The 24,692-nt window shown below is 59.8% G+C and carries 19 protein-coding genes, 4 tRNA genes and 1 pseudogene; 11 read left to right on the top strand and 13 right to left on the bottom strand.

Annotation, left to right across the window (positions count from 1 at the left end; translation table 11 throughout):
• Positions 1-3: 3 nt before the first annotated feature.
• The 4 genes from FRT59_RS05955 (at position 4) to FRT59_RS05940 (ending at position 5,697) form a co-directional block, all read left to right on the top strand.
• Positions 4-651, top strand: a complete 648-nt coding sequence (locus tag FRT59_RS05955) for a MotA/TolQ/ExbB proton channel family protein (protein WP_034117564.1) — start codon at positions 4-6, stop codon at positions 649-651.
• A 56-nt stretch (positions 652-707) separates the two neighbouring features.
• Positions 708-1,925 (top strand): phospholipase D-like domain-containing protein, encoded by a 1,218-nt coding sequence (locus FRT59_RS05950; protein ID WP_153870634.1) that lies wholly within the window; start codon positions 708-710, stop codon positions 1,923-1,925.
• 95 nt (positions 1,926-2,020) lie between these two features.
• Positions 2,021-3,760: a dipeptidase gene (locus FRT59_RS05945; RefSeq protein WP_153870633.1), complete on the top strand. Its 1,740-nt coding sequence runs from the start codon at positions 2,021-2,023 to the stop codon at positions 3,758-3,760.
• A 218-nt stretch (positions 3,761-3,978) separates the two neighbouring features.
• Positions 3,979-5,697 carry a dipeptidase gene (locus FRT59_RS05940; RefSeq protein WP_153870632.1) on the top strand — a complete coding sequence of 573 codons (1,719 nt, stop codon included), beginning with the start codon at positions 3,979-3,981 and terminating at the stop codon, positions 5,695-5,697.
• A 33-nt stretch (positions 5,698-5,730) separates the two neighbouring features.
• Here FRT59_RS05940 and FRT59_RS05935 read toward each other — a convergent pair whose 3' ends face one another.
• A complete protein-coding gene (locus FRT59_RS05935) occupies positions 5,731-7,392 on the bottom strand; it encodes a M24 family metallopeptidase (protein ID WP_153870631.1) in 1,662 nt (553 codons plus the stop codon).
• Positions 7,393-7,469: 77 nt separating this feature from the next.
• Here FRT59_RS05935 and pdxR point away from each other — a divergent pair, with 77 nt between their 5' ends.
• Complete coding sequence (gene pdxR, locus FRT59_RS05930; RefSeq protein WP_153870630.1) at positions 7,470-8,960, top strand: MocR-like pyridoxine biosynthesis transcription factor PdxR; 1,491 nt, start codon at positions 7,470-7,472, stop codon at positions 8,958-8,960.
• Positions 8,961-8,966: 6 nt separating this feature from the next.
• On the opposite strand, the gene gltS is transcribed toward pdxR, so the two are convergent.
• From gltS to FRT59_RS05915, 3 genes are all read right to left on the bottom strand, one after another.
• Entirely contained in the window at positions 8,967-10,178 is a 1,212-nt protein-coding gene (gene gltS, locus FRT59_RS05925; RefSeq protein WP_153870629.1) for a sodium/glutamate symporter, read from the bottom strand.
• 161 nt (positions 10,179-10,339) lie between these two features.
• Entirely contained in the window at positions 10,340-10,624 is a 285-nt protein-coding gene (locus tag FRT59_RS05920) for a DEAD/DEAH box helicase family protein (protein WP_034117912.1), read from the bottom strand.
• Positions 10,625-10,679: 55 nt separating this feature from the next.
• Positions 10,680-11,783 carry a polyamine ABC transporter substrate-binding protein gene (locus FRT59_RS05915; RefSeq protein WP_153870628.1) on the bottom strand — a complete coding sequence of 368 codons (1,104 nt, stop codon included), beginning with the start codon at positions 11,781-11,783 and terminating at the stop codon, positions 10,680-10,682.
• 137 nt (positions 11,784-11,920) lie between these two features.
• Here FRT59_RS05915 and FRT59_RS05910 point away from each other — a divergent pair, with 137 nt between their 5' ends.
• The gene (locus FRT59_RS05910) at positions 11,921-12,712 is read left to right on the top strand and encodes a helix-turn-helix transcriptional regulator (RefSeq protein ID WP_034117556.1); all 792 of its coding nucleotides are present in this window, start codon (positions 11,921-11,923) and stop codon (positions 12,710-12,712) included.
• Positions 12,713-12,790: 78 nt separating this feature from the next.
• On the opposite strand, the gene FRT59_RS05905 is transcribed toward FRT59_RS05910, so the two are convergent.
• The 4 genes from FRT59_RS05905 to FRT59_RS05890 form a co-directional block, all read right to left on the bottom strand.
• Positions 12,791-12,866: transfer RNA gene (locus FRT59_RS05905), tRNA-Gly, on the bottom strand.
• 3 nt (positions 12,867-12,869) lie between these two features.
• A tRNA-Glu gene (locus FRT59_RS05900) sits at positions 12,870-12,945 on the bottom strand.
• A gap of 105 nt (positions 12,946-13,050) precedes the next feature.
• Positions 13,051-13,126, bottom strand: a tRNA-Gly gene (locus tag FRT59_RS05895).
• Between the two features lie 3 nt (positions 13,127-13,129).
• Positions 13,130-13,205 (bottom strand) — tRNA-Glu (locus FRT59_RS05890).
• 359 nt (positions 13,206-13,564) lie between these two features.
• Between FRT59_RS05890 and FRT59_RS05885 the strand changes: the two genes are divergently transcribed.
• On the top strand, positions 13,565-14,335 hold the full coding sequence (locus tag FRT59_RS05885; protein ID WP_198809866.1) for a hypothetical protein: 771 nt from the start codon (positions 13,565-13,567) through the stop codon (positions 14,333-14,335).
• Positions 14,336-14,515: 180 nt separating this feature from the next.
• Positions 14,516-15,328, top strand: a complete 813-nt coding sequence (locus tag FRT59_RS05880; protein WP_153870627.1) for an alpha/beta fold hydrolase — start codon at positions 14,516-14,518, stop codon at positions 15,326-15,328.
• A 51-nt stretch (positions 15,329-15,379) separates the two neighbouring features.
• Here the strand turns inward: FRT59_RS05880 and FRT59_RS27495 are convergent, their stop codons facing one another.
• From FRT59_RS27495 to FRT59_RS05865, 4 genes and pseudogenes are all read right to left on the bottom strand, one after another.
• Complete coding sequence (locus tag FRT59_RS27495) at positions 15,380-16,222, bottom strand: methyl-accepting chemotaxis protein (RefSeq protein WP_416146739.1); 843 nt, start codon at positions 16,220-16,222, stop codon at positions 15,380-15,382.
• Between the two features lie 18 nt (positions 16,223-16,240).
• Positions 16,241-16,438 (bottom strand): annotated as a pseudogene (locus tag FRT59_RS27490) (HAMP domain-containing protein); the annotation flags it as partial.
• Positions 16,439-17,461: 1,023 nt separating this feature from the next.
• Complete coding sequence (locus tag FRT59_RS05870) at positions 17,462-18,874, bottom strand: aminotransferase-like domain-containing protein (protein WP_153870625.1); 1,413 nt, start codon at positions 18,872-18,874, stop codon at positions 17,462-17,464.
• A gap of 199 nt (positions 18,875-19,073) precedes the next feature.
• Positions 19,074-19,835: an SDR family oxidoreductase gene (locus FRT59_RS05865; protein WP_153870624.1), complete on the bottom strand. Its 762-nt coding sequence runs from the start codon at positions 19,833-19,835 to the stop codon at positions 19,074-19,076.
• A gap of 229 nt (positions 19,836-20,064) precedes the next feature.
• Between FRT59_RS05865 and FRT59_RS05860 the strand changes: the two genes are divergently transcribed.
• The gene (locus FRT59_RS05860) at positions 20,065-21,072 is read left to right on the top strand and encodes an NADP-dependent oxidoreductase (RefSeq protein ID WP_153870623.1); all 1,008 of its coding nucleotides are present in this window, start codon (positions 20,065-20,067) and stop codon (positions 21,070-21,072) included.
• 827 nt (positions 21,073-21,899) lie between these two features.
• On the opposite strand, the gene pyrF is transcribed toward FRT59_RS05860, so the two are convergent.
• Positions 21,900-22,598: an orotidine-5'-phosphate decarboxylase gene (gene pyrF, locus FRT59_RS05855; RefSeq protein ID WP_034118948.1), complete on the bottom strand. Its 699-nt coding sequence runs from the start codon at positions 22,596-22,598 to the stop codon at positions 21,900-21,902.
• Positions 22,599-22,857: 259 nt separating this feature from the next.
• Here pyrF and FRT59_RS05850 point away from each other — a divergent pair, with 259 nt between their 5' ends.
• Positions 22,858-23,622 carry a response regulator gene (locus FRT59_RS05850; protein WP_034118958.1) on the top strand — a complete coding sequence of 255 codons (765 nt, stop codon included), beginning with the start codon at positions 22,858-22,860 and terminating at the stop codon, positions 23,620-23,622.
• The gene (locus tag FRT59_RS05845; RefSeq protein WP_153837829.1) at positions 23,622-24,659 is read left to right on the top strand and encodes a sensor histidine kinase; all 1,038 of its coding nucleotides are present in this window, start codon (positions 23,622-23,624) and stop codon (positions 24,657-24,659) included. The genes FRT59_RS05850 and FRT59_RS05845 overlap by 1 nt, the downstream gene beginning before the upstream one ends.
• Positions 24,660-24,692 lie beyond the last annotated feature (33 nt).

Raw genomic sequence — 24,692 nt, 5'->3', positions numbered from 1 at the left:
ATCATGGATATGAACCTGCTCCACGACGTCACCTTCTATGTGATGTATGCCGCGATGGCCATCGCGATCTTCATCGCCATCGAACGCGGTATCTACTTCGCCTACGTGCGCCGCCAGGCCCGCGCGCTGACCGAGGTGCTGGGTGCTCATGTGCACAGTGAGCGCGACCTGCCGCAAAGCCTGAGCCGTCGACACAGCCTGCCGCTGAACATGGTGCTGCCGGTACTGGCGCAGAAAGCCTCCAACGGTTCGCGCAAAGACCTCGACGACGAAATCGAAACCCAGTACCTGAAGACTCGCGCCCCGTTGGCCCGCAGCCTGTGGATCATCGAGACCATCACCACCGCCGCCCCGCTGCTCGGCCTGCTGGGTACCATTCTGGGCATCATCGACACCTTCAAGGCATTGGCCACGGCGGGTGTTTCCGACCCGGGGCAGATTTCCGGTGGTATCGGCACGGCCTTGTTTGCCACCGGTTTAGGTATCGCCATCGCGCTGTTCTGCGTGGTGTTCCACAACTTCTTCCAGGACAGCCTGGAACGCATCAACGACCAGTTGAAGATCCTGCTGATCCGCGCAGCCACCGGCGCCCGCGTACAAGGTGAAGTGCCACACCTGGTGCCGACCCCGTTGCACAGCCGCACGGCATGACCCGATGGGCGGGCGCGCCATGCGCCCGCCCCTTCTTTCTGTCCGATGAGACGCCTATGTCCCTTTCGATAAAGTTGCGTATCGCCGGCCTCGCCGGCTTGCTCCTCAGTCCGCTTGCCCAGGCGGACTTTTCCATTCCGGGGTTTGAACTGGTGCATACCGTGCCGGTGGACACCACCCTGGGCACTGCCGATTTGCGCCAGACCGGCGCCGTCTGGATCGAGTTGTTCGACGGCGCGAAAGACAGTATTGATATCGGCCAGTTCTACGCCGTCGACCATCCCGGCTCGGTGATGGACACGGTCATCGACCACCTTGAGGCTGCCGGCAAGCGCGGTGTGAAGATTCGTTTCCTGCTGGAAGAAAAAGGTATCAGGTTATCCGAAGCATCCACGTTGGAACGCCTGCGCGCGATACCTAACCTGACCTTCCGGGTGCTGCCCTACGCGCAACTGAGCGGCGGCATCATCCACGCCAAATACATGCTGGTGGATGGCAAGCAGGCGTTTATCGGCAGCCAGAATTTCGACTGGCGCTCCCTGGAACATATCCACGAAACCGGGCTGCGTATCACGGACGCAGCGGTCGTGGGCCAGGTGCAGGCGATCTTCGATCAAGATTGGCACGCCCAGGCCGCACTCGCCGATAAGCAGCCGGTACCGCTGCCGGCGGCCGGCCAGGAGCCCGTGCGTACCGGCAACTACCTGGTGGCCAGCCCGCAACGCTACAACCCGCCAGGCGTGGGCGACTCACAGCTGGAGCTGCCACGCCTGCTGGGCGAAGCCAAAAAAGAAGTGCGCGTGCAATTGCTCGACTACGCGCCACTGTCCTACGGCCCGGATCGAACCCGGCCGTACTACGCAGTGATCGACAACGCCGTGCGCGCCGCCGCTGCCCGCGGTGTATCGATCAAGCTGATGGTGTCCAACTGGAACACCGACAAGCTCGAACTGCCCTACCTCAAGAGCCTGGCAGTGCTGCCCAACGTCGAGATCAAGATCGTCACCCTGCCCGAGGGCAAACAAGGGTTTATCCCCTATGCGCGGGTGATCCACAGCAAGACCATGGAGATCGACGGGCAGGTGGCGTGGGTCGGCACCAGCAACTGGTTGGGTGGCTACCTGGATAATTCGCGCAACCTGGAGGTGGTGATGCGCAGTGAAGAGATGGCCAGGCGTGTGGGAGAGCTGCATGAACAGTTGTGGGAAGGGCCCTACGCTAGAGCCTTGAGCCTGACTGATGAGTACCCCGCGCCCCATCCTGGCCAGCATTGACCTTGGGCACCTGAGTAATGGTAGTGTGTGAGAATGTTTCTGCCTTATCTGTCAGAAATACCCTACTCACTACCTGCAAAGGAATGCCTCTCGCCATGCACTTTCCACTGAAAAAACTGGTGGCTGCCACCCTGTTCGCTGCCAGCCTTGCGGCCGTTACCACACCTGCGTTCGCCAACATCAGCGCCGAACAAAGCACGGCGATCCTGAAGAGCTTCGGCGACACATCGATCACCGATTTCCGCGGTTTCCTGGGCACCCTGGCCAAGGGCGAACTGGGCAAGAGCAGTGACGTCGGCCCGGCCATCAGTGCCTTTCTCGATAACAACACCCTGAGCGCCGAACAGCAGAACGAAATCAACCGCCTGCTCGGCATTTATACCCGGGTGAAGTATGGCAAGGCGGCCCTCGAAACCCTGCGCGAACTGGTGGAGATTCCGACGTTCAACGTAGACGGCCTGCCACAGTACAAAAACCCGGAATTCCTCAAGATCGCCGAGAAGATCCAGGCCCTGGCCAAGAGCTTCAACCTGAACTTCCGTAACGTCGATAACCGTATCTACGAAATCTCCCTGGAAGGCAGCGGTGATGAAGTCGTGGGTGTGCATGCCCACGCCGATGTGGTGCCGGTGACGCCGGAAAATTGGGTGCTGCAAGATGGCACCAAGCTTGACCCGTTCAAGGTCACGCTGATCGGCGACCGCATGTATGGCCGTGGCACCGAGGATGACAAGAACGGCATCGTTGTGGCGATGTACGCCATGAAGGTAATCAAGGAAGAAAAGCTGCCACTGGCGCGCACGTTCAAGCTGCTGGTGGACACCACCGAAGAAACCGCTGGTGACGCTATTCCTTACTATTTCGAACGCAATCCCGTGCCGCAATACAACCTGGCGCTGGATGGCGGTTACCCGGTAGTGATCGCCGAGAAAGGCTCAGGCACGGTCATGGCCACCTTCCCGGTGCGCAAGGGCGAAGGCAACGGCGCGGAAATCATCGCGATGACCGGCGGCAAAGCCACCAACCAGATTCCGTCAGTGTCGGTTGCCACGCTGGTCAGCGATAAACCCGCTGAATTAGCGGCCAGCCTGCAACAGGCCGGAGCTGACTATGCCAAGCGCAATGGCGGCAATTTCCAGGTGACCGCCAAGGTCGATGGCAAAGACGTCAAGCTCACTGTCACCGGCGTATCCGCCCACTCTTCCGAGCCAGAAACCGGGGTCAACCCGGTGGCACGCATGCTGGAGTTGATCCACAGCGTCGATGGCAACATCGCTCTCAAGCACAACCACATCACCGACGCCGCCCGTTATGCGGCGGACAATTGGGGCCTGGATTACCTGGGCGGCAAATTGGCCGTGGGCTTCGCCGATGATTTCATGGGGCCACTCACCACCTCGCCGACCTTTGTCGGCCTGGATGACAAAGCTTTCAAGCTGGCGGTCAACCTGCGTGCGCCGAAGGGCAAATCCCCGGAGAAGCTCAAAGCCGAAATCGCCGAGAAGTTGAACGCCTGGGACAAGCGCACCCAGGTCAAGGTGGACTTCACCTACTCGCTGGATACGCCGATGTACCGCAACCCTGAAGGTGAATGGGTCAAAGCCTTGCTGGCGGTGGCCACGGAAAACCTGGGCATGCCACACACGTTCGGCACCTCGGCCGGCGCGACCTCCGTGCATGACCTGCCCAATGGTGTGCAGTTTGGCCTGGCACGACCTGAAGAAAAGTACACCGGGCACACCGACGGTGAGTTCAAGACGGTTGAGCAGTTTTTGCTGGACCTGCAGATTGTCACTGAAATGATGAGCCGTGTCGGGCAATTGCCGAAGCTCTGACGCCCTCTTTGGCCACTCACTTTATGTCCACACAACAACGCCGCTCATGACTGAGCGGCGTTGTTGTTTGTGGAAGTCTCGCGTAGGAAATTTCTCTTTCAACATCATGCACGCGTTTCTGCGCTAAAAACTCCCATCGGGCCCTTTTGCCGGGGCGGCGTAGTGCTAGTTTCAAGGGGTCGATCACCAACTGCCTGTTCAGGGCAGGAGTGCCACCCATGAACGCATTGCTTAAACGAATGCTCACGATCACGTTGATCGTCACCAGCCTTTCGACACTCGCACCGGCAGCGCACGCCAACCTTTCCCCGGCACAGAGCACGGCCATTCTCGCTGCATTCAGCAAGACCTCTGTCACGGACTTCCGACAATTCCTGACGCTCCTCAAGCAGAACAACCAGGCCGAGGGTGACGATCTGGGCCTGACCATCAGCACCTTTCTTGTCGGCAAGCCCCTTTCCATGGAACAGCAAAACCAGGTGCATCGTCTGCTGGGCCTGTATGCGCGGCTCAAGTATGGCAGCGCAGCCATCGAAACCCTGGGCGATCTGGTAGCCATCCCGACCTTCCACGTGGAAGGCGTACCCGCCCACAAAAACCCCGAACTCGTGCGCTTCGCCAACGCGCTCGAAGACCTTGCCCAGGCTTTCAACCTGGAGTTTCGCAACATCGACAACCGTGTGTATGAAGTATCCCTGGGCACCGGTAAAGAAGTCGTGGGCATTCACGCCCATGCCGACGTGGTGCCTGCCATCCTGCAGAACTGGCTATACGACCCGTTCAAGGTGACCCAGATAGGTAACCGCCTGTACGGTCGCGGCACGGAGAATGACAAGAACGCCATTGTGGTGGCGCTCTATGCCATGAAGGTGATCAAAGAAGAGCGACTGCCCCTGGTCAGAAGTTTCAAACTGCTGGTCAACACCACCGAGGCAAACGCCGACAACTCCCTGGCCTATTATTTCGAACGCAACCCTACGCCCAAGTACAACCTGGCACTGGACGGTGTCTACCCGGTAGTGATTGCCGAGAAAGGCTATGGCACCGTCACCGCCAGTTTTGCCCGGCGCAACGCCCAGGGCAGCGGTGCCGAAATCACCTCAATAGCCGGCAGCTTCGCCGTCAACGAAATACCGTTGATGGCGGTTGCCATCCTCGCCGACGAACAGGCTGCGCAATTGGCTGCGCGCCTGCAACGGGCCGGCGACGACTACGCCAAGCGCAATGGCAACAATTTCAGAGTAGCCACCCAGGTCGTGGGTCAGCAGATCAGGCTGACCGTCACCGGCGTGCCCACCCACGCGTTTGAACCCGAGGCAGGCGTGAACCCGGTCGCCAGGCTGCTGGGCTTTATCCATAGCCTGGACGGGCAAATCCCGCTCAAGCGCAACCATATCACTGACGCCGCGCGGTATGCCGCCGACAACTGGGGCCTGGATTACCTGGGTGGCAAGCTGGGGATTGGTTTTTCCGATGCATTCATGGGGCCGCTGACCACCTCCCCGACCGCTATCGAGACCGATGAAAAAACCCTTCATCTGACGGTCAACCTGCGGGTCCCCAAAGGCAAGCCTGCGGCTGCACTGAGTGCCGACATCGCCGCCAGGCTAAGCGCATGGGCCCGGCAGAGCGGCATCACTGCGACCTTCGACTACGCGATCAGCGAACCGATGTACCGCGCCGCCGAAAGTGAATGGGTCAGGACCTTGCTGGTCGTAGCCAACGAAAACCTGGGTACGCAGCAACCCGTTGGCTCCGACGCAGGCACCACCTCGATCCATAACCTGCCCAATGGCGTGCAGTTCGGTTTGTCCAGGCCCGAGCTCACGTACAGCGGCCATACCAGCCACGAGTTCAAGGCGGTCGACCAGTTTCTGCAGGACCTGCAGATTGTCACCGAAATGATGGGCCGTGTCGGGCAGTTGCCCAAGCTCTGAGCGCAGTGGGAGCCCGCCGCAATGGCGGACTCTTCAGGCTTGCAGCATGAGCATATCTTCAAAAAAACCGCCGACCGGCTCTGTGGGATGGCACAGCTGGATTTCCAGCACCCAGGCCATCTCACTCGGAGGGATTTCCAGCTCCGCCAACACCTTGCTTTCGAACAGCGCATGGGGGAAATCCGCCAGGCGGTGCCCTGCGAGGTTGCGCGCCAGCCTCCAGCCCTTGGACTCGGCGCTCTGCTCGGCAAAGTCATAAAGTTCACGCCCGGTCAGCCCGCGCAGCCAGGCTTCACGGGTTTCGTCGAATACTTCATGCAGGGCTTTTGTACAGGCCAGGTGCAACGGCGAGTCGCCGAACACAAAGGTATCGCCGTAGTCACCTTCGTAGCCATCCCACACCGGGCCCAGGTCAACCACGGCGATGTCCGTGGCGCGCAGCCTGCGCTGGCGGTCAATACCTTCACGGGGTGGGCGCACCGTATCGGCGCCAAAGCGGATGTAGGTTGGATGCCAGGTGTGGGACGCGCCCATGGCGTGCAGTTGTTCGGCAGCCATATCGAGGGCTTCGCCAGTGGTCATACCGACCTTCAATTGGCTGGCAATCGCCGCCAAGGCGCGGATGGACTGCTCACGCGCGGCCAACATGCCGTCCAACGAGTAACGCGGGCCGACTTTTTCCCAGATCGGGTCCAACGGTTTGGAGGGCGCTCCCGTACTCGAACGGCCACTGGGCACAAAGGCTTCCGCGACAAACCGATGGCTGGGCAAGCCCGCTTCAAGACAATCCGCACGCGCCTGGCTGATCATCGCGCCGTTACCGCAGGCATACACCTGGGCTGCCTCCCAGTGATGCCCATGGTTCAGCGCAACTTCCTGCACCCGGCCCTCTGAGGCCAGTACCGGGTGCCAGTGAAAACGGGGGTGGTCCAAGACCGTCTTGTCCAGGAACAGGCTGTCGTAAAAATCTGCCGGCTGCGCGCCGCCCCAGTACAACGTCACCTCGACCTCGCGTTTCAAGGCGGTCAGCAGAATCGGCTTGATGCCCGCGTAACCAGTGCCCGTGGCAAACAGCACAACAGGCGCACCGTCATCGTCCTGCCAGGTGCAGGCGCCAAAAGGCCCTTCCAGTTGCAACAGGTCGCCAGCCTCAAGACCATCCAGGAAAATCTCGGAAAACAGCCCGCCGCTCACCCTACGGATCTGAAACACCAGGCGCCCATCGCTTTCAGCCGGCAGGTTGGCAATCGAGAAACAACGCGAGTCACCGTCGACCAGGCGGAACTTGAGGTACTGGCCCGCTCGCACCGCCAGCGGCATATCAGGCATCACGATCAACTCGATGACATCGGGACTGAGCGCGCGCTTGCCCAGCACCGTTGCCTCGACGACGAGCGCGGGTGTGTCCAGCGACCAGCCGGGAATTTCCAGGCGCATGTCGGAGCAGGCATGGCTCTGGCACAGCAGCATTTCATTGGCTGCCAGCGGGTAGGACGGCGCCGGAGTACCCGGGGCCAGTTGCTTGGCACGGTACGCACCGTCGGCCACTACCACCTTGCACGACCCGCACGCGCCACGCCGGCACGAAAACGGCACGTTCAAGCCGCTGGCGAGCATTGCATCAAGCAACAGTTCATCCCCGGCTTCAACGGTTTTCCCCGAGGGGGCAAGTTCGATGACATGGCGTGTGTTCATAAGGACCTCGGGGTGAGTGAGACCCGATTGTTGCGCTAGACTAGGCCCATTAGAACCTCCAGATTTGGATAATTCAGATGGTCCAGATGCGCAAATGGCGCCCCTTGCTCAAGCTCGATGAAGACTCCCGCCAGGCGTCCTACCGCCAGATTGCCGAGGGGCTGGTCAACGCGATCCTGGAAGGCCGCCTGGCGCCTGGGACGTTGCTGCCGGGTACGCGGGAAATGGCGCAGCTGCTCGACGTCAACCGCAAGACCGTGATCCTGGCCTACGAAGAAGCCATGACCAAAGGCTGGCTGATCAGCGAGCCGCGCCGGGGCACCTTCGTCAATGCACAACTGGCGCCCAAGCCCACGCCCAGTAGTGCGCAACAGTCTTTCGCACCGCAGTTGCTGGAGCAGCCAGTGGTGCCGTATTTCACCCACAACGCCCAGGTAGTCGCCCTGCAGCGTCGGCACGGCGCGCTGTTTTTCGACAACGGCACCAGCGACCACCGCTTGCTGCCCCAGGCCGTTTTGCACCGCTACTATCGCCATGCACTGCGCAACAGCTTTGCCTCCAACACGGTGCGCTACGGCAGTGAGGGCACCGGCTATCATTTGCGCTGCGCCCTGGCCGAGATGCTGCGCAATAACCGCGGGCTAACAGTGAATGCCGAGAATATCTGCCTGACCCAAGGCACCCAGATGTCGCTGTACCTGAGCGCCAGCCTGCTGCTCAAGCCCGGCGATGTGGTGTTGGTGGAGCGTTTGAGTTACCCGCCGGCGTGGGAAATTTTCCGAAAACTCGGCGCGCAATTGGTCACGGTCGACATCGATGATGAAGGTTGCCGCACCGACCAGATCGACCGTTTATGCCGCGAGCATAACGTGCGCATGATCTACCTCACGCCGCACCATCAGTTCCCCACCACCGTGAGCTTGCACGCCGCACGCCGACAACACTTGCTGGCGCTGGCCGCTCAACATGACTTTTGCGTGATCGAGGAAGACTACGATCACGAATATCACTTCAGCGGCCGCCCTTACCTGCCGCTGGCCAGTGACCGCGCCCAGCGCCATGTGATCTACATCGGCTCGTTATCCAAGGTGCTGGGCTCAACGTTTCGTTGCAGTTACATCGTGGCGCCCACCCACGTGATTGAAGCCCTGCAGCGCAATGCCGCGCTGATGCTGGGCGATGCCGATGCGGTAGCACAGGCCATGCTGGCGGACTTGATCAATGACGGTGAGTTGAAAAAGCACCTGCGCCGCGTCTCGAAAGAATACCTGGCGCGCCGAACCGTGCTGCGTGATTGCCTGGACACGGCGTTCGGCGCTCGCATACAGGTGCGGGAGCCGGAAGGTGGCTTGGCGCTCTGGGTGCGATTCGAGGAGGAAATGGACGTGGATCGCTTGGTGGACACCGCCCTGGACCATGGGCTGGTGGTGCGCAGCGGTCGTCAGTTTTCACCCAACGACCAGCCGGAAAATGCGCTGCGCCTGGGCTTTGCCTCCCTGGACCGGGATGAAATCCAGCAAGCCACACAGCGCTTGGCCCAGGCGATGAAAGCCATGGGCACGCGGTGAAGCGACTTACCCCGCGGCCCCCAGGAACGGCAGCGCCAAGTACAACTTGATCACCACCGCATTGGCGATATCGATGAAGAACGCCCCGACCATCGGTACCACCAGGAACGCTATCTGCGACGGCCCGAAGCGCTGGGTTACTGCCTGCATATTGGCAATTGCCGTGGGCGTGGCGCCCAGCCCGAAGCCGCAGTGACCAGCCGCCAGCACCACCGCATCGTAGTTACGGCCCATCACCCTGAACGTCACGAATATCGCGAACAACGCCATCAACAGCGCCTGCGCGGCCAACAGGATGACAATTGGCAAGGCCAGTGCTGCCAGGTCCCAGAGCTTGAGTGACATCAACGCAATCGCCAGGAACAACGACAAACTGACATTGCCCAGCACCGACACTTCGCGCTCGAACACCTGATGCCAGCCGAGCATCGACAGGCCGTTGCGCAGTACCACTCCCACGAACAATACGCAGACGAAGGTCGGCAATTCGAAGGCGGTGCCTTGAATGGCACCATTCAACAAGGTGCCGGCCTTCAGGCTGATCGCCACCAGCGCGAGGGTTTCGATAAACGAAAACGCCGTGATCAGGCGCTCCTGGTTGGGTTGCTCGAACCCCTTGGGCAGGCGCGGCTGCGTTTGCCCGACACCTGGCACCCCGACCCGCTTGATCAGCAGACGCGCGACGGGGCCGCCAATCAAGCCACCGAGCACCAGGCCAAACGTCGCCGAGGCGATCGCCAATTCTGACGCAGACGCCACGCCATATTGTTCACTGAACACCGCTCCCCAGGCCGCACCCGTGCCGTGCCCACCGGACAACGTCACCGAGCCGGCCAGCAAGCCCATCAACGGGTCGAGCCCCAGCGCCGTGGCCAGTGCGATACCCATGGCGTTTTGCACCACCAGCAGCGCAGTCACCACCAGCAAGAACACGGCCAATATGCGCCCGCCTTTCTTCAGGCTGGCAAAGTCTGCGTTCAGGCCGATAGTGGCGAAAAACGCCAACATGAGCGGCATCTGCAAAGAGGGGTCGAAGCGCACTTCGATATTGGCAAACAAGCGCAATGCCAGGAGCAGCAAGGCCACCAACAGACCACCGGCGACCGGTTCCGGAATATTGTAAGTACGCAAAAAGCCAATGCGAGCCACCAGCCAGCGCCCCAGCAATAACACCAACGAGGCGGCAACCAACGTTGAATAAAAATCGAGTTGAAGCATCTGGGCAGTTCTCTGAAGTGAGCTAGGAGAATGGGCGACCAGAGTAGAGGTCACGACAGTGAAAGGCACCTACCCCACAAAAAGTACAGACTATCCCTACACGTTTTACAATAATGCCCTACGACCAAGTTGCACTTTTCATAGAAAACCTACACCTGAGGCTAGCCACGATGCCTTCGCAACAGGGGCCAGTTGGACGCGAGCGCTCCGGGCTCATCTCGCCCCTCGCCCCGTACCAGGTCGGGGAACTCAAGCAACAATGCGCGGTTGCCCCGGCCGATATGCTCCATCACTGCCAGGGTAATGTTTTCACGCACCATGCCCGTCGAGACGTAATACATCGCCCAGGCTTGCTCTGGCGTACAGAGGCCGATCTGCTCTTCAATCTCTTTGTACGCTTTGTAGTCGTCTGACTCCAAATAGCACTGATCACCGCCTTGGCGCATGCTGTCTCCCTCCCTGGCCCCCGGCCCCTTGGTCAGCCGGTCAATAGTTCTCCCATCACGTACCACTCTTGACCTTGGTCCAGACACGGGTGCGGATACGCTCTGCCTTCAGTGGCAAGGGTTCGAGTGGAACCAATGTGGCCATGGTCTTTTTATCGGGGTGAATCCACGGGTTATCCCGCAACTTCTGCTCGACAAACTCAGTGGCATCTTTATTAGCATTGGGGTAGAGCATGTAGTTCGACGTCTTGGCAATCACCTGTGGCCGCAGCATGTAATTAATGAATTCCAGGGCGGCCTTGGGGTGACGGGCATCTTTGAGCAGCACCCAGTTTTCAGACCAGACCAATGCACCTTCCCGAGGCAGGCTGTAGGCAATCTTGCGCCCGCTGTTGGACTTTTCATTGATCGCCTGCGCCGCCAGGGCACCATTGGCCCACCCTACGACTGCACAGATATTGCCGTCTGCCAGGTCGGTATCAATTCTTGACGAGTCGAAATAGAGCACGTAAGGACGGATTTTCAACAACAGGGCCTGGGCCTTCAGGTAATCCTCAGGGTTTGTGCTGTTGCTGGGTAACCCGAGGTAGTGCAAGGCAATCGAAAGGATCTCACTGGGCGAGTCGAGCATTGCCACACCGCACGCCTTGAGCTTGCTGATGTTCTCTTCCTTGAAGATCAGGTCCCAGCTGTCCACCGGGGCATTCTCACCCAGTGCCGCCTTGACCTTGTCCACATCGTAGCCAATGCCAGTGGTGCCCCATACATAGGGCACGGCGTAGCGATTACCGGGATCATTGACCGCCAGCAGGGCGAGAATATCGGGATCGATATGCGACAAGTTGCTCAATTGCGAGCGATCCAGCGGCTGCAACACCCCAGCCTTGATCAGGCCGGGCAGTACATTGGAGGTGGCCACCACCAAGTCATATCCGGTGCGCCCGGCCATGACCTTGCTCTGCATGATTTCAGCACTGTCGAAGGCATCCATGTGCAACTTGATGCCGGTTTCCTGCTGGAATTCCTTCGGGGTCTGCGGTTCAAGAAACCAGAACCAGTTATACAGATACACCGAGGCTTGAGCGGCGGCGGCTGGCGTACTGATAGCGGCGCCAAGCAGCGAGGCTAAAAAAATAGCTCGCAAGTGTGATCTACTCATATGACTATCCCTGTCCACACGACGCGCCATCATGGCTATCGTAAGCTCGGGGTGAATATACCGGGCGTGGTCGAATAGTAAATACCTACAAATACTTAGCTCTGGCCTGCCAATCCCTAACCCTAAAGGGGTAGAACATGTCGCTTGACCTTCATAGTCTGGCTTGGCATCGATCAGTTGGAAAGCTGATCATGCAGCTCAATCGGCCAGAATTCTGGAGCTCATTGATTCGCGTATTAAATGAATATGTGCCAATAGACAATTGGGTGGTATTGGTTTTCAGCGATGACGCCGTGCGCGTGATCAGCCTGCCCGAGGTGGCGGACAGCGAAGAAGTCGACGCCTTTATTCATCGGTATGTGAAAGGTCTTTATCTGCTGGACCCGTTTTATATCGCTGATCGAGAAAACCCGCAGAGCGGCTTCTTTCATCTGCTCGATATTGCGCCGGAACACTTTCTTGAAACCGAGTACTACCACCAGTATTTCGCGCAATTTATCTCGGTAGACGAGGCGCAATACAACGTACGGCTCGATGCCGACAGAACGCTGTGCATGTCGTTTGGCAGTAATATGCGGTTCACACAGGCGCAGGTAACGATGCTGGACATGATCAAGCCGTGGGTGACGGCGATGATGCATCAACGCATGTGCTTTGAAATTGACCAGGAAAAGAACATCGCCGAGCCGGCCCCCTGGGCGCAAGCGCTTACCCAGTTGGAAGCACAAGTAACGGCCCGCGAGAAGGATGTGCTCAAGTTACTGCTCAGCGGCTTTTCCAACAAGGAGATCGCCGGCAAGCTGTCGCTGTCTGCGGAAACCATCAAAGTCCACCGCCGCAACATCTACAGCAAGCTGAATATCAAATCACAGTCCGAACTGTTTGCCCGGTTTTTTGTGCCAAGGCAGGAGGCTCATTCGACAATTTGAATTGGCCGGTAAGCAGCCGAGGTAAATCCAGCACACACAAAAACGCCGATCATCACTGATCGGCGTTTTTGTTAAATATGGAGCGGGAAACGAGACTCGAACTCGCGACCCCGACCTTGGCAAGGTCGTGCTCTACCAACTGAGCTATTCCCGCAAATGGCGTCCCCTAGGGGACTCGAACCCCTGTTACCGCCGTGAAAGGGCGGTGTCCTAGGCCACTAGACGAAGGGGACACACAACTGAAACACATGGTGTGTATTTCAGTGTCCAGAGATTAAATCCTAAGATTATGCCCTGGTTTCACTCAATGCCGCCCGAAGGCCACACTGCTTGTAAATTGGAGCGGGAAACGAGACTCGAACTCGCGACCCCGACCTTGGCAAGGTCGTGCTCTACCAACTGAGCTATTCCCGCATATGGCGTCCCCTAGGGGACTCGAACCCCTGTTACCGCCGTGAAAGGGCGGTGTCCTAGGCCACTAGACGAAGGGGACACACGTACAACATTCACTCCCTACCGCGTTTCGCTGTGTGCTTTACGCTGTAAGTGGCGCGCATTCTATGGATGGATTGAAAGGTCGTCAACCCCCAAGGATAAATTTATTTAAATCAATGACTTCGCCATGGTTTGCCGGCCTTCGCAGGCATTGTCACCGTCCTAGCCTTGGCGCCTATATTCTGGCGCCCGCCAAGGCGTTATAGTTCACCCGGGCAAATGATGGCAATGTGCATCCATGCAGGGCACGCCTACCTATATAGAAGAAACTACCTGGGCAACTGGTCGATCACTCCTATCCGCCGGATGACCCAGTCACTACACTCCACAGCAAACCCTAATAAAGAGGTCACACCGGTGACGCCACTCATGATCACCCTGCTGGTAGTAGCCGGGATCGTAATACTGATCGCCATTGGCTACATGAACCACGTGGTGGAAAACAACAAGCTGGAAAAGAAACGCACCGAAATCGAGCTGAACGATCGGCTGCGTCGCTGCGGTGAAATCACCGAGACCTTTCCCGGCCAACTGATGACCCCAGCGCTCAAGTTGTTGCTGACTCGCCTGGAACTGAACGTCAACCAGCGCCTGTTGAACCTCCACAAGTCGGGCTCGCCTCTCAAGGCACGTATCACTGAGCTCAATGCACTGATCGCCCAGGGCGAATCGATCCCTGTGGCCAATCCACCCGCACCGATCCAGACTGAAGCCAAGGCCAAGGACGTGCGTTTCCTGCTCGAAGCCCTGCACGGCCAAGTCACCCGCGCAGCCCAGGACGGCTTCCTGCCCACCAATGAGGCCAAGCATTGGATCAAGGAGATCCGACATATCCTGGTTCTGTTGCACATCGAGTTCTTCAACAACCTCGGTCAGCATGCCCTGCAGCAGAACCAACCCGGCCAGGCGCGCCTGGCGTTCGAGCGCGGTGTGCAGTACTTGCGCAAACAACCGGAGCCGGTGCTCTACAGCGCGCAGTTGCAACTGCTGGAGTCACAACTGGCCCGCGCCAACTCCACGGTGCTGACCAACAGCAAGCCCGCCGACGAAGAAGTCAACGAATTGACCGAAGGCCTGAAGGTCGTCGATGCTGATGCCGAGTGGAAAAAGAAAGCTATCTACGACTGATAGCTGTGCCTGTGGCGAGAGAACGTATTCCCGTGCTCCGATGATATTGGGTCTGCTACGCAGCCCAGCGGGAGCAAGCTCCCTCGCCACAGTTAGCTCGCGCCATCACTTTGCATCTATTCCCCCGCCCCCGACTAGCGTAAAAAAGTGCCCCTCACTCCGTGAAGTTAGAGGCCTGCTATGCCTGTTGCCGTGATTGATGGACAACCGCTGCACTATATCGACCAGGGTACTGGCCCGGTCGTCCTGCTGGGTTCGAGTTACCTGTGGACCAGCGACATGTGGACGCCGCAGATTGAAGCGCTGTCCCAGCAATACCGGGTGATCGTCCCCGAGCTGTGGGGCCATGGCGAGTCGGGCCCGCTGCCCGCGCCCACCCATTCGCTGGATGACCTGGCCCGCCAGGCCCTGGCGCTGCTGGATCAACTGGACATCAAGCAGGTCAACCTGGTGGGCCTGTCGGTCGGCGGCATGTGGGGCGCACGTCTGGCATTGGCGGCCCCCGAGCGCATCAACAGCGTGGTGCTGATGGACACCTACCTTGGTGCCGAACCCGAAGAGACGCGCCAATACTATTTCTCGCTGTTCAAGATGATTGAAGACGCTGGCGCCATTCCTGAACCGTTGCTGGATGTGATCGCACCAATCTTCTTCCGCCCGGGCATAGATCACGAGTCGGCGCTGTACCAGGATTTCCGCAAGTCCCTGCAAAGCTATTCCAAGAAGCAACTGCTAGAAAGCATCGTGCCTCTGGGCCGCTTGATCTTCAGCCGCGAAGACATCCTGACGCAACTGCCAGACCTGGATTCTGACACCACCCTGGTGATGTGCGGCGAGCAGGACAAACCCCGGCCACCCGCCGAGTCCGAGGAAATGGCCGAGCTGATTGGTTGCAGCCTGATCCTGATTCCTGACGCCGGGCATATCTCCAGCCGGGAGAACCCGGACTTCGTCAATGAGGCGCTGCTCACATTCCTCGCCAACCACGCTTGATCGCCCTGCCCTTTTGATCGCAGCACCTAGGCTGCGATCAAGGGGCTGCGATCAAAGGCGAAAATGCCCCACCATGCCCTTGAGTTCCACGCCCAACTGCGCCAACTGGATGCTCGATGCGGCATTGCCTTGCATGCTCAACGCCGAATGATCGGCACTCGCACGGATACTGGTGACACTGCGGTTGATCTCTTCGGCCACCGAGCTTTGCTCCTCGGCGGCGGCGGCAATCTGTTGGTTCATCTGCTGGATCAATGACACGGCCGCCGCAATGCTGCCCAGGGCACTTTCGGTTTCCAGGGCATCACTGACCGCCAGCTTCACCAGATCACCACTGTGCTGGATCTGCTGCACCGACGACTGCGCCGCGCTGCGCAAAGTACTGACCAGCCGTTCGATCTCTTCGGTCGATTGCCGGGTGCGCTTGGCCAGTGCCCGTACCTCATCGGCCACCACCGCGAAGCCACGGCCCTGCTCGCCGGCACGTGCCGCTTCAATGGCGGCGTTCAAGGCCAGCAGGTTGGTCTGTTCGGCCACACTGTTGATCACGTTCAATACGGTGCCGATATTCTGGATTTGCGCGCTGAGGCTCTCGATACTGGCGCTGGCGCTGCTGCTCGACGTTGCCAACAATTCGATACGTTGCAAACTCATGCGCACCACCTGCTGGCCGCTGTCGACCTTGTCATCTGCCGTCTGCGCGGCTTGAGCCGCTTGCTCGGCATTGCGCGCCACATCGTGCACCGTGGCGGTCATCTGATTCATCGCCGTGGCGACCTGTTCGGTTTCCTCCTTCTGGCTGCTGACCTCGAGGTTGGTCTGCTCGGTGACGCTGGACAGCGAATGCGCGGAGCTGGCCAGTTGTTCGATACCCGCCTGCAAGCCGCTGACCATCTGGCTCAAACCACTGCCCATCTGCTGCATCGCTTGCATCAATTGGCCGATTTCATCACGACGGCTGACCTCCATGCGCCCGCTCAAATCCCCCGCAGCAATTTGCCGGGCTACGGCGATCACACTGCGCAACGGGGCAACGATCAACCGGGTGATCACCCACGCAGCGATCAAACCCACCAGTAAAGCCAGGGCGGATGAACCGATGATCAGCATCGCACTTTGGTGCAACTGCGCCTGCATGGAACGGTCTTCGGCGGCGTACGCCTGGTTGACCTGGCTGACCACTTGTTCGGCCCGGTCATGCAGTTGCGTGTAGACGACTTTTTCCTGGGCCAGCAGCCCGGTGTACTCGCCGAGCTTTTCACTGAACGAAGCGATATGCCCGGACACTTCGTTGAGGACGGTCTGGTAGCCGGGGTCTTTGACAATAACCTTGAGCTTCTCGACTTCAGCCAGCGCCTGGTCGGCTTGCTCGATCTTGCCCTGCTCAGCGCCGTCTGCGTCTGCCTTGCGGCTCTGGTCCAGGCGCACGCGTGCCTCGTTCATGGCTTGCAGCATCAAGCGCGACACCTGGCTGACCTGCCCCGCCTGCTCGATAAACTCCGCGCCTTCCTTGCCTTGGCTTTCCTTGAGGCCATAGGTGCCGTCATCCGCCAGGCCGGCTTGCAACACATCCAGGTTATTCGCCACGCTGGACACCGACCAACTGGCCATTTCCAGCGCCAGGTCCTTGGCCTGGGTCAATTCGACGAACTCATCGAACGCCTTGCGATAAGCAACCAAGGCCTGCTCGACATCGCTCATCACCCGCTCGTTGGCGGCAGACCGTGCCTTGAGGCGGGTGGCCTGGGCCACCAACGCGTCGACACTGGCATGCAGGGCGTCAACGGCCTTGGGGTCGGCGTGCAGTGCGTAATCCTGTTCGATCAAGCGGACCTCGAGCAAGCCGCTGTTGAGCGAAGACATCTGCTTGAGGCCTTCAAACCGCTGGCCGACGGTTTGCAGGGACCACACACCTATTGCCGCCACCAGCGCAGTCAGCACAAGCACCAGGGTAAAACCCAAGCCCAGTTTTTTTGCCATACCGAGGTTGGCGAAACGTCGTTGCACGCCCGAAATCATTGCACTTGAATCCTCTTGCAATGGCATATGCCATGAGCCAGGTTTACAAGCACCGAGATTGGCAACCCCAAGGCATTGAGCACAAGCCGCTGGCGCCGGAATAATGGCAAAAAGCTACATTGGCGTCGTTTTCAGAATGGTTGAGGTCGATCTGGCAGGTCCCATGGCACGGAACAACGCCAATGCCCGCTGATCAGCCGCATAGGACACATTGATACGCAGCCACTCGCTGTACTCACCGTTGGGGCTGAACAACGCCCCGGGCGACAGCAGGACGCCTAGCCGTCGAGCACATGCCTGCAGCCGCGAAGGGTCTGCCAGGCCAGGTCGCACCCACAGGAACATGCCGCCAGCGGGTACGGCAAATACCTGCCAGTCTTCATCCTCCAATACCTGCAAAGTTGCGGCCATCTGCGTACTCAGGCGCTTGCGCAGGCGCTGTACCCACTTACGATAAGTACCGTTGCTCAACAAGGTGGCCACCATGGCTTCGGCAAAACGCGAGGTACCGATCCCTGTCAGGGTCTTGAGATGGGCCACTTGCGCAATGATCGCCGCACTGGCGCAGAGGTAACCCACGCGCAGGGCACTGCTCAGGGTCTTGGAAAAACTCGAAACATAGATCACCCGGTCATCATGGGCCAGTGCTGCCAAGCGTGTGCAACTGGCATGTTGCAGGTCGCCGTAGACATCTTCTTCGATGATCAGGAAGTCTCGGTCGCGCGCCAGCTCCAACAAACGTTCCGCCACGGTACGACACAGGCTGGTGCCGGTGGGGTTGTGATACAGGCTGTTGATGAACAGGCACTTGGGGCGGTGGGTTTGCAGCAGCAGTTCCAATGCGGGGATATCCGGGCCTCCTCGGGTGCGTGGCACCTCCAGCAGCGTGACGCCCTGAAAGGCCAATTGACGATAGAGGTTGCCGTAACCCGGCGTCTCGACCACCACCTCATCACCGGCCTTGAGCAATGTGCGTATCAGCAGGTCCTGGGCATGGCTGGCGCCATGGGTAGTGAGGATACGATCCAGGCTGGTAGCCACATGAATCCGGGTCAGGCGCCTGAGCAGTTGCGCGCGCAACGCCGGCAGCCCCAGGGGCGTGCTGTAGTTGAACAGGCCGCCGGTATCGGTGCGGCTGGTTTCGCGGATCGCGTAACTGATGTCATCGCTCTCGCGCCAGGCGTCCGGTAACCAGCCACACCCCAGTTTCAGCTCGCCCAGCGGACTATCGGTGAAAGCGCCCCATCCCTGTTCCGCACCTTCATACCAGTGCTGTTCGTGGCCAGTGGCTGGTTGCGCCACCATGAACCCCGAGCCGTGCTTGGAAGCCAGCAGCCCCTGGGCCACCAACCGTTCGAATGCCTCGATCACGCTGGACTGGCTGAGCAGGTTGTCGAGGGCCAATTGCCGTATGGACGGCAAGCGTGTCCCGGGGCTCACCTCATTCTTGCGAATCCATTCCGCCACCGCGCTGACGATCTGCTGAACCACCGGTACCGGGGCTTGTCGATCGATCCCTAAATCCATGAGCCACTCACTTCAACTGTCTGTTAACCCAAAACAGTTAAGCACAGAAGCTCGGCAAAATTTGCCGCCGATATTTATTAAAGTATTGATTTTATTGAGTTATTTACCTACTGATACATATTCGGCCGAGGCAGTCTGCCAGCTATGGAAACGCCCCACACCGCCCCGGGCCCTTTCGAACGGGGCACGGCGCGCAGTCCTAGATGGCTGTTGCACCACCGTCCACCGCCAAGGCCTGGCCGGTGGTAAAGGCCGCGCCATCACTGCACAGGTACAGCACGGCGCTGGCAATTTCCTCGACCTTGCCAATGCGCCCGACCGGGTGCATGGCCGCAGCAAATTCGGCCTTGCGCGGGTCGGCCTCGTAGGCGCGGCGAAACATGTCGGTATCAATGACTGCCGGGCATACCGCATTCACGCGGATGTTCTTTTTTGCGTACTCGATGGCCGCCGACTTGGTCAGGCCGATCACCGCATGCTTGGACGCGGCATAGATGCTCATCTTCGGCGCTGCCCCCAACCCGGCCACCGACGCCGTATTGACAATGGCTCCACGGCCCTGGGCCAACAGCAACGGCAACTGGCACTTCATGCACAACCACACGCCCTTGACGTTAACCCCCATGATGGCGTCGAACTCGTCCACGCTGCCATCGGCCAGCTTGCCCTTCTCGATCTCGATCCCGGCGTTGTTGAAGGCGTAGTCCAGGCGTCCATAGGTGGCAACCGTCTGCGCCATCAATTGCTGCACGTCCGTTTCGAGCGTGACATTGCAACGCACAAACAACGCTTCGCCGCCAGCCTGGCGGATCAGTGCGACAGTGCCCTCGCCACCCGCCACATCGAGGTCGGCGACCACCACCTGCAAGCCTTCGGCAGCGAACGCCAGCGCGGTGGCGCGGCCAATGCCAGCGGCGGCGCCGGTCACCAAGGCAACCTGGCCGGAAAACGTCATGCTCATGGGAAGTGTCCTATGGGAGTAGTTGCAGTGGGGGCGAGTCTAGCCAACCCAGGGAAAGACGCGTCAGCACTATCAGAGGGCCGGTTGGCACTGCATGAATCGCAGTGATAACTCCACCTGGGTGATCATCAGCGATGCCTATTGACGGGCATTCGCCTCCCTCGGACTACCTTGCCCTGCTGCCATTGAAGGTCTATCACTCATGATTCATTTCTACAGAGTCCCTGCCATGACCGCCCAGACCAACCGCCAATTCCTGCTCGCCAAACGCCCGGTCGGCGCGGCCACGCGGGAGACGTTCACCTACCAGGAAGTGCCGGTGGGCACGCCAGCTGACGGCCAGGTGCTGGTGCGCAACGAATACTTGTCACTCGACCCGGCCATGCGTGGCTGGATGAATGAGGGCAAGTCCTACATCCCGCCGGTAGGCATCGGCGAAGTCATGCGCGCCCTGGGCGTAGGTAAAGTGATCGCCTCGAACAACCCGACATTCGCGGTGGGTGATTACGTGAATGGCGCCCTTGGCGTGCAGGATTATTTCCTGGGCGAGCCCCGTGGTTTCTACAAGGTTGACCCCAAGCTTGCGCCCCTGCCCCGCTACCTGTCCGCCCTGGGCATGACCGGCATGACGGCTTACTTCGCTTTGCTGGATACCGGTACGCCGAAAGCCGGCGACACCGTGGTGATCTCCGGTGCTGCGGGCGCCGTGGGCAGCATCGCCGGGCAGATCGCCAAGATCAAAGGCTGTCGCGTGGTGGGCATTGCCGGAGGCGCCGACAAATGCAAGTTCCTGGTGGGTGAACTGGGCTTCGACGCGGCCATCGACTATAAAAACGAAGACGTGCCTGCCGCCCTCAAGCGCGATTGCCCCAAAGGCGTGGACGTGTATTTCGATAACGTCGGCGGCGACATTCTCGACGCCGTGCTCAGCCGCCTGGCGCTGAAAGCCCGCGTGGTCATTTGCGGCGCCATCAGCCAGTACAACAACAAGGAAGCCGTCAAAGGCCCGGCCAACTATTTGTCATTACTGGTCAATCGCGCGCGGATGGAGGGGTTTGTGGTGATGGACCACGCCGCGAACTTCCCGGCAGCAGGGCAGGAAATGGCCGGCTGGATGGCCCAGGGCAAGCTCAAGAGCAAGGAAGATATTGTCGACGGGCTGGAGACGTTCCCGGAAACGCTGATGAAGCTGTTCAACGGTGAGAACTTTGGGAAGTTGGTTTTAAAAGTCAGCTGACACAGCTTCGATGTGACGCTGTCGCGCAGCAAACTGTTTAGTAAGAGGGGTTCAGCTAACCAGGATGTTGGGGGGAGTGACCGAGTACATATCCGTTATTTAGGTAACGGCCACTTAGGGTTCCGCTCTTACAGCGGCTCACTTTTAGAAGGACCGGAATGCCGGCCCAGCCAAAAGTAAGCAAAAGGTCCTCGCCCCACCACTCGGCACCTCGCCTAGGCTCGGTGTGCCCGAACGCAGGCTTGGTTTAACAGGGCGCCTGAGATCAAAAGCCAAGTCAAAAGCAGAGCAAAAGCAGGTGAATATTTGCCTGATGTGTGGGGATCAAACTGTGGGAGGGGGCTTGCCCCCGATGGCGGTGGGTCAGTCACAGATGTGTTTACTGACACTCCTTCATCGGGAGCAAGCCCCCTCCCACATTTGCACCGAGTATCGCCAACCTGAATCGGTCGGCTCTAAGGCCGCCTCGCTGTGTTTTTGATTTTGATCTCAGGCGCCCCGTTAAACCACGCTGGCCGGAATTCGATATTGATTTGGGGGGTAAACCGGCAGGGATGCCGGTTTAGCCGCCCCGCGCCATGGATGGCGCGTGGCGGCGGCCCCCCAAATCCATGTCGGATTACGGGCACACCGAGCCTAGGCGAGGTGCCGAGTGGTGGGGCAAGAGCCTTTTGGTTACTTTTGGACTCTTTTCAAAAGTGACCCGCTGTAAGAGCGGAACCAATAGCCGCCGTTACCGCAGCAATGGATATGTACTCGGTCTGAAAACCAACAACCTGCTCGGCTGTCAGTCCGCCATCGGGGGGCAAGCCCCCCTCCCACAGGTATCAGGCGATTTCAGCAACCACTGCTGCCAGTGCCTTGGCAGGATCCGCCGCCTGGCTGATCGGACGGCCAATCACCAGATAGTCGGAGCCCGCATCCAGGGCCTGGCGCGGCGTCAGGATACGGCGCTGGTCATCCTGGGCGCTGCCCGCGGGGCGAATACCCGGGGTCACCAGTTGCAACGATGGGTGGGCGCTCTTCAGGGCCTGGGCTTCCAGGGCCGAGCACACCAGGCCGTCCAGGCCGGCTTTCTGCGCCAGGGCCGCCAGGCGCAGGACCTGCTCCTGGGGCTCGATATCCAGGCCGATGCCCGCCAGGTCTTCGCGCTCCATGCTGGTCAGCACGGTCACGCCGATCAGCAACGGTTTCGGGCCGCTGCGCTGCTCCAGCACTTCGCGACACGCGCTCATCATGCGCAGGCCGCCGGAGCAGTGCACATTGACCATCCACACGCCCATTTCGGCCGCAGCTTTCACTGCCATCGCCGTGGTGTTGGGAATGTCATGGAATTTCAAGTCGAGGAACACTTCGAAGCCTTTGTCCCGCAGGGTGCCGACGATTTCCGCAGCGCAACTGGTGAACAGTTCCTTACCGACCTTGACCCGGCAAAGCTTGGGGTCCAACTGGTCAGCCAGCTTCAGTGCGGCGTCACGAGTGGGGTAATCCAGGGCGACGATGATAGGAGTCTGGCAGACGGACATTGGAATGGGCTCTCAGGCAAGTCGAAATCGGCGCGGATTGTAGCGCAAGCAGCGCCGTTGCGGGATCCGATGATCGGTAAATACTGATCAAACGCCCGAGATACGCCATTTCGGGCAATTGTTTCAAAGCCGATACATACACGACACGCCCCCAACACGCCGCCCGGCTAGCCTCGCGCACATGACCGCCCGCCCGCACTTCCAGCCATGGAACCGGGCGCCTATGCTGACAGCAACAACCCAGGCAGATGATCGCACTATGCAGACCCCTTCCGTCCCTGTAAACGAAGAGCCAAAAGGCGCGGTGATCGCCGAAGACAAGCGCTGGAACACCCGCGCGCTGATCGTCGACGACGACGTGCCAATCCGCGAACTGTTGATCGACTACCTGGCGCGCTTCAATATTCTCGCCTCGGGCGTCACCGACGGCACCGCCATGCGCCAAGCCATGCAAGCCGAAACCTTCGATGTGGTGGTGCTCGACCTGATGCTGCCGGGTGAGGACGGGTTATCGTTGTGTCGCTGGTTGCGTGCCGAGTCGGACATTCCAATCCTGATGCTCACCGCCCGCTGCGAACCCACCGATCGCATCATCGGCCTGGAGCTGGGCGCCGACGACTACATGTCCAAGCCCTTCGAGCCCCGGGAACTGGTCGCGCGTATCCAGACCATCCTGCGCAGGGTGCGCGATGACCGCAGCGAGCAACGGGCCAATATCCGTTTCGACACCTGGCGCCTCAACAGTGTGCTGCGCCAACTGGTAGCCGATGATGGCCTGGTGGTACCGCTGTCCAACGCCGAGTTTCGTTTGTTGTGGGTGTTTATCGAGCGCCCGCGCCGCGTATTGAGCCGCGAACAACTGCTGGATGCCGCCCGTGGCCGCTCCATTGAAGCCTTTGATCGCAGCATCGATTTGCTGGTGTCGCGCCTGCGCCAGAAGCTGGGGGATGACCCCAAGGCACCGCAACTGATCAAGACCGTGCGCGGCGAAGGCTACCTGTTCGACGCCCGGGATATCGGTTGATGCGCGCCACCTTCAATACGCTGTTCGGACGACTGTTCGGCCTATTGCTGGTGGCTATTGTGCTGGCCCACGTGTTGGCGATCTTTTGGTTCCACCACTACGGCCCGCCACCACCGCCGCCCCGTGCGGCCTTCGTCGAGCAGCCCGATGGCAGCCTGAAGCCGTTGCACAAGGAGCATCGTCGCCCGTGGTTCGGCGGCCCGGTGGTACCGCTGACGTTTCAATTCATCTCGCTGATCATCGCCGCCTGGTACGGCGCCAAGCTGCTGAGTCGACCGATCCAACGCCTGAGCGCGGCAGCCGAGCGCTTGAGCGTCGACCTCGACAGCCCGCCCCTGGTGGAGTCCGGTCCGCGTGAAGCACGGCAAGCAGCGTCGACCTTCAACCTGATGCAAAAACGCATCCGCGAGCAAGTCAGCCAGCGCGCACGCATGCTCGGTGCGGTCTCCCACGACCTGCGCACCCCGCTGTCGCGGCTCAAGCTGCGCCTCGAACAGATCGAGGACACCAAGCTGCAAGGCCAGATGCGCCAGGACCTGGACGACATGATCGGCATGCTCGATGCCACCCTGAGCTACCTGCACGAGCAACGTACCAGCGAGACACGACACTGGCTCGACGTGCAGGCGTTGGTCGAATCTCTCAGCGAAAACGCCCAGGACCAAGGCTGCGACGTGCAATTTTCCGGCACCTGTGCGCCGTTGCAGGTGCAGCCGATGGCCCTGCGCTCATGCCTCAACAACCTGATCGACAACGCTCTGCGCTACGCCGGTACAGCCCGGATAGAACTGGCCGACAGTCGCGGGGCCTTGGTGATCAGGGTAATCGACCACGGCCCGGGGATCGCCGCGGATAAACGCGAAGCGGTGTTCGAGCCGTTCTTCCGCCTGGAGGGATCGCGCAATCGCAATTCCGGGGGCGTCGGCCTAGGCATGACGATTTCCAAGGAAGCGGTGGAACGCCTCGGCGGCCATCTGAGCCTGGAGGAGACGCCTGGCGGCGGCTTGACCGCTGTCATGTGGCTGCCAAGGGCTTGATAGCTGCCACCTATCTAAGCCCACTCCCAGATT

This window comes from Pseudomonas haemolytica, assembly GCF_009659625.1.
In the GTDB taxonomy this organism is placed as follows: Bacteria; Pseudomonadota; Gammaproteobacteria; order Pseudomonadales; family Pseudomonadaceae; genus Aquipseudomonas; species Aquipseudomonas haemolytica.
The sequence above is the reverse complement of the archived record's forward strand: the minus strand, read 5'-3'. Positions and strand labels throughout refer to the sequence as shown.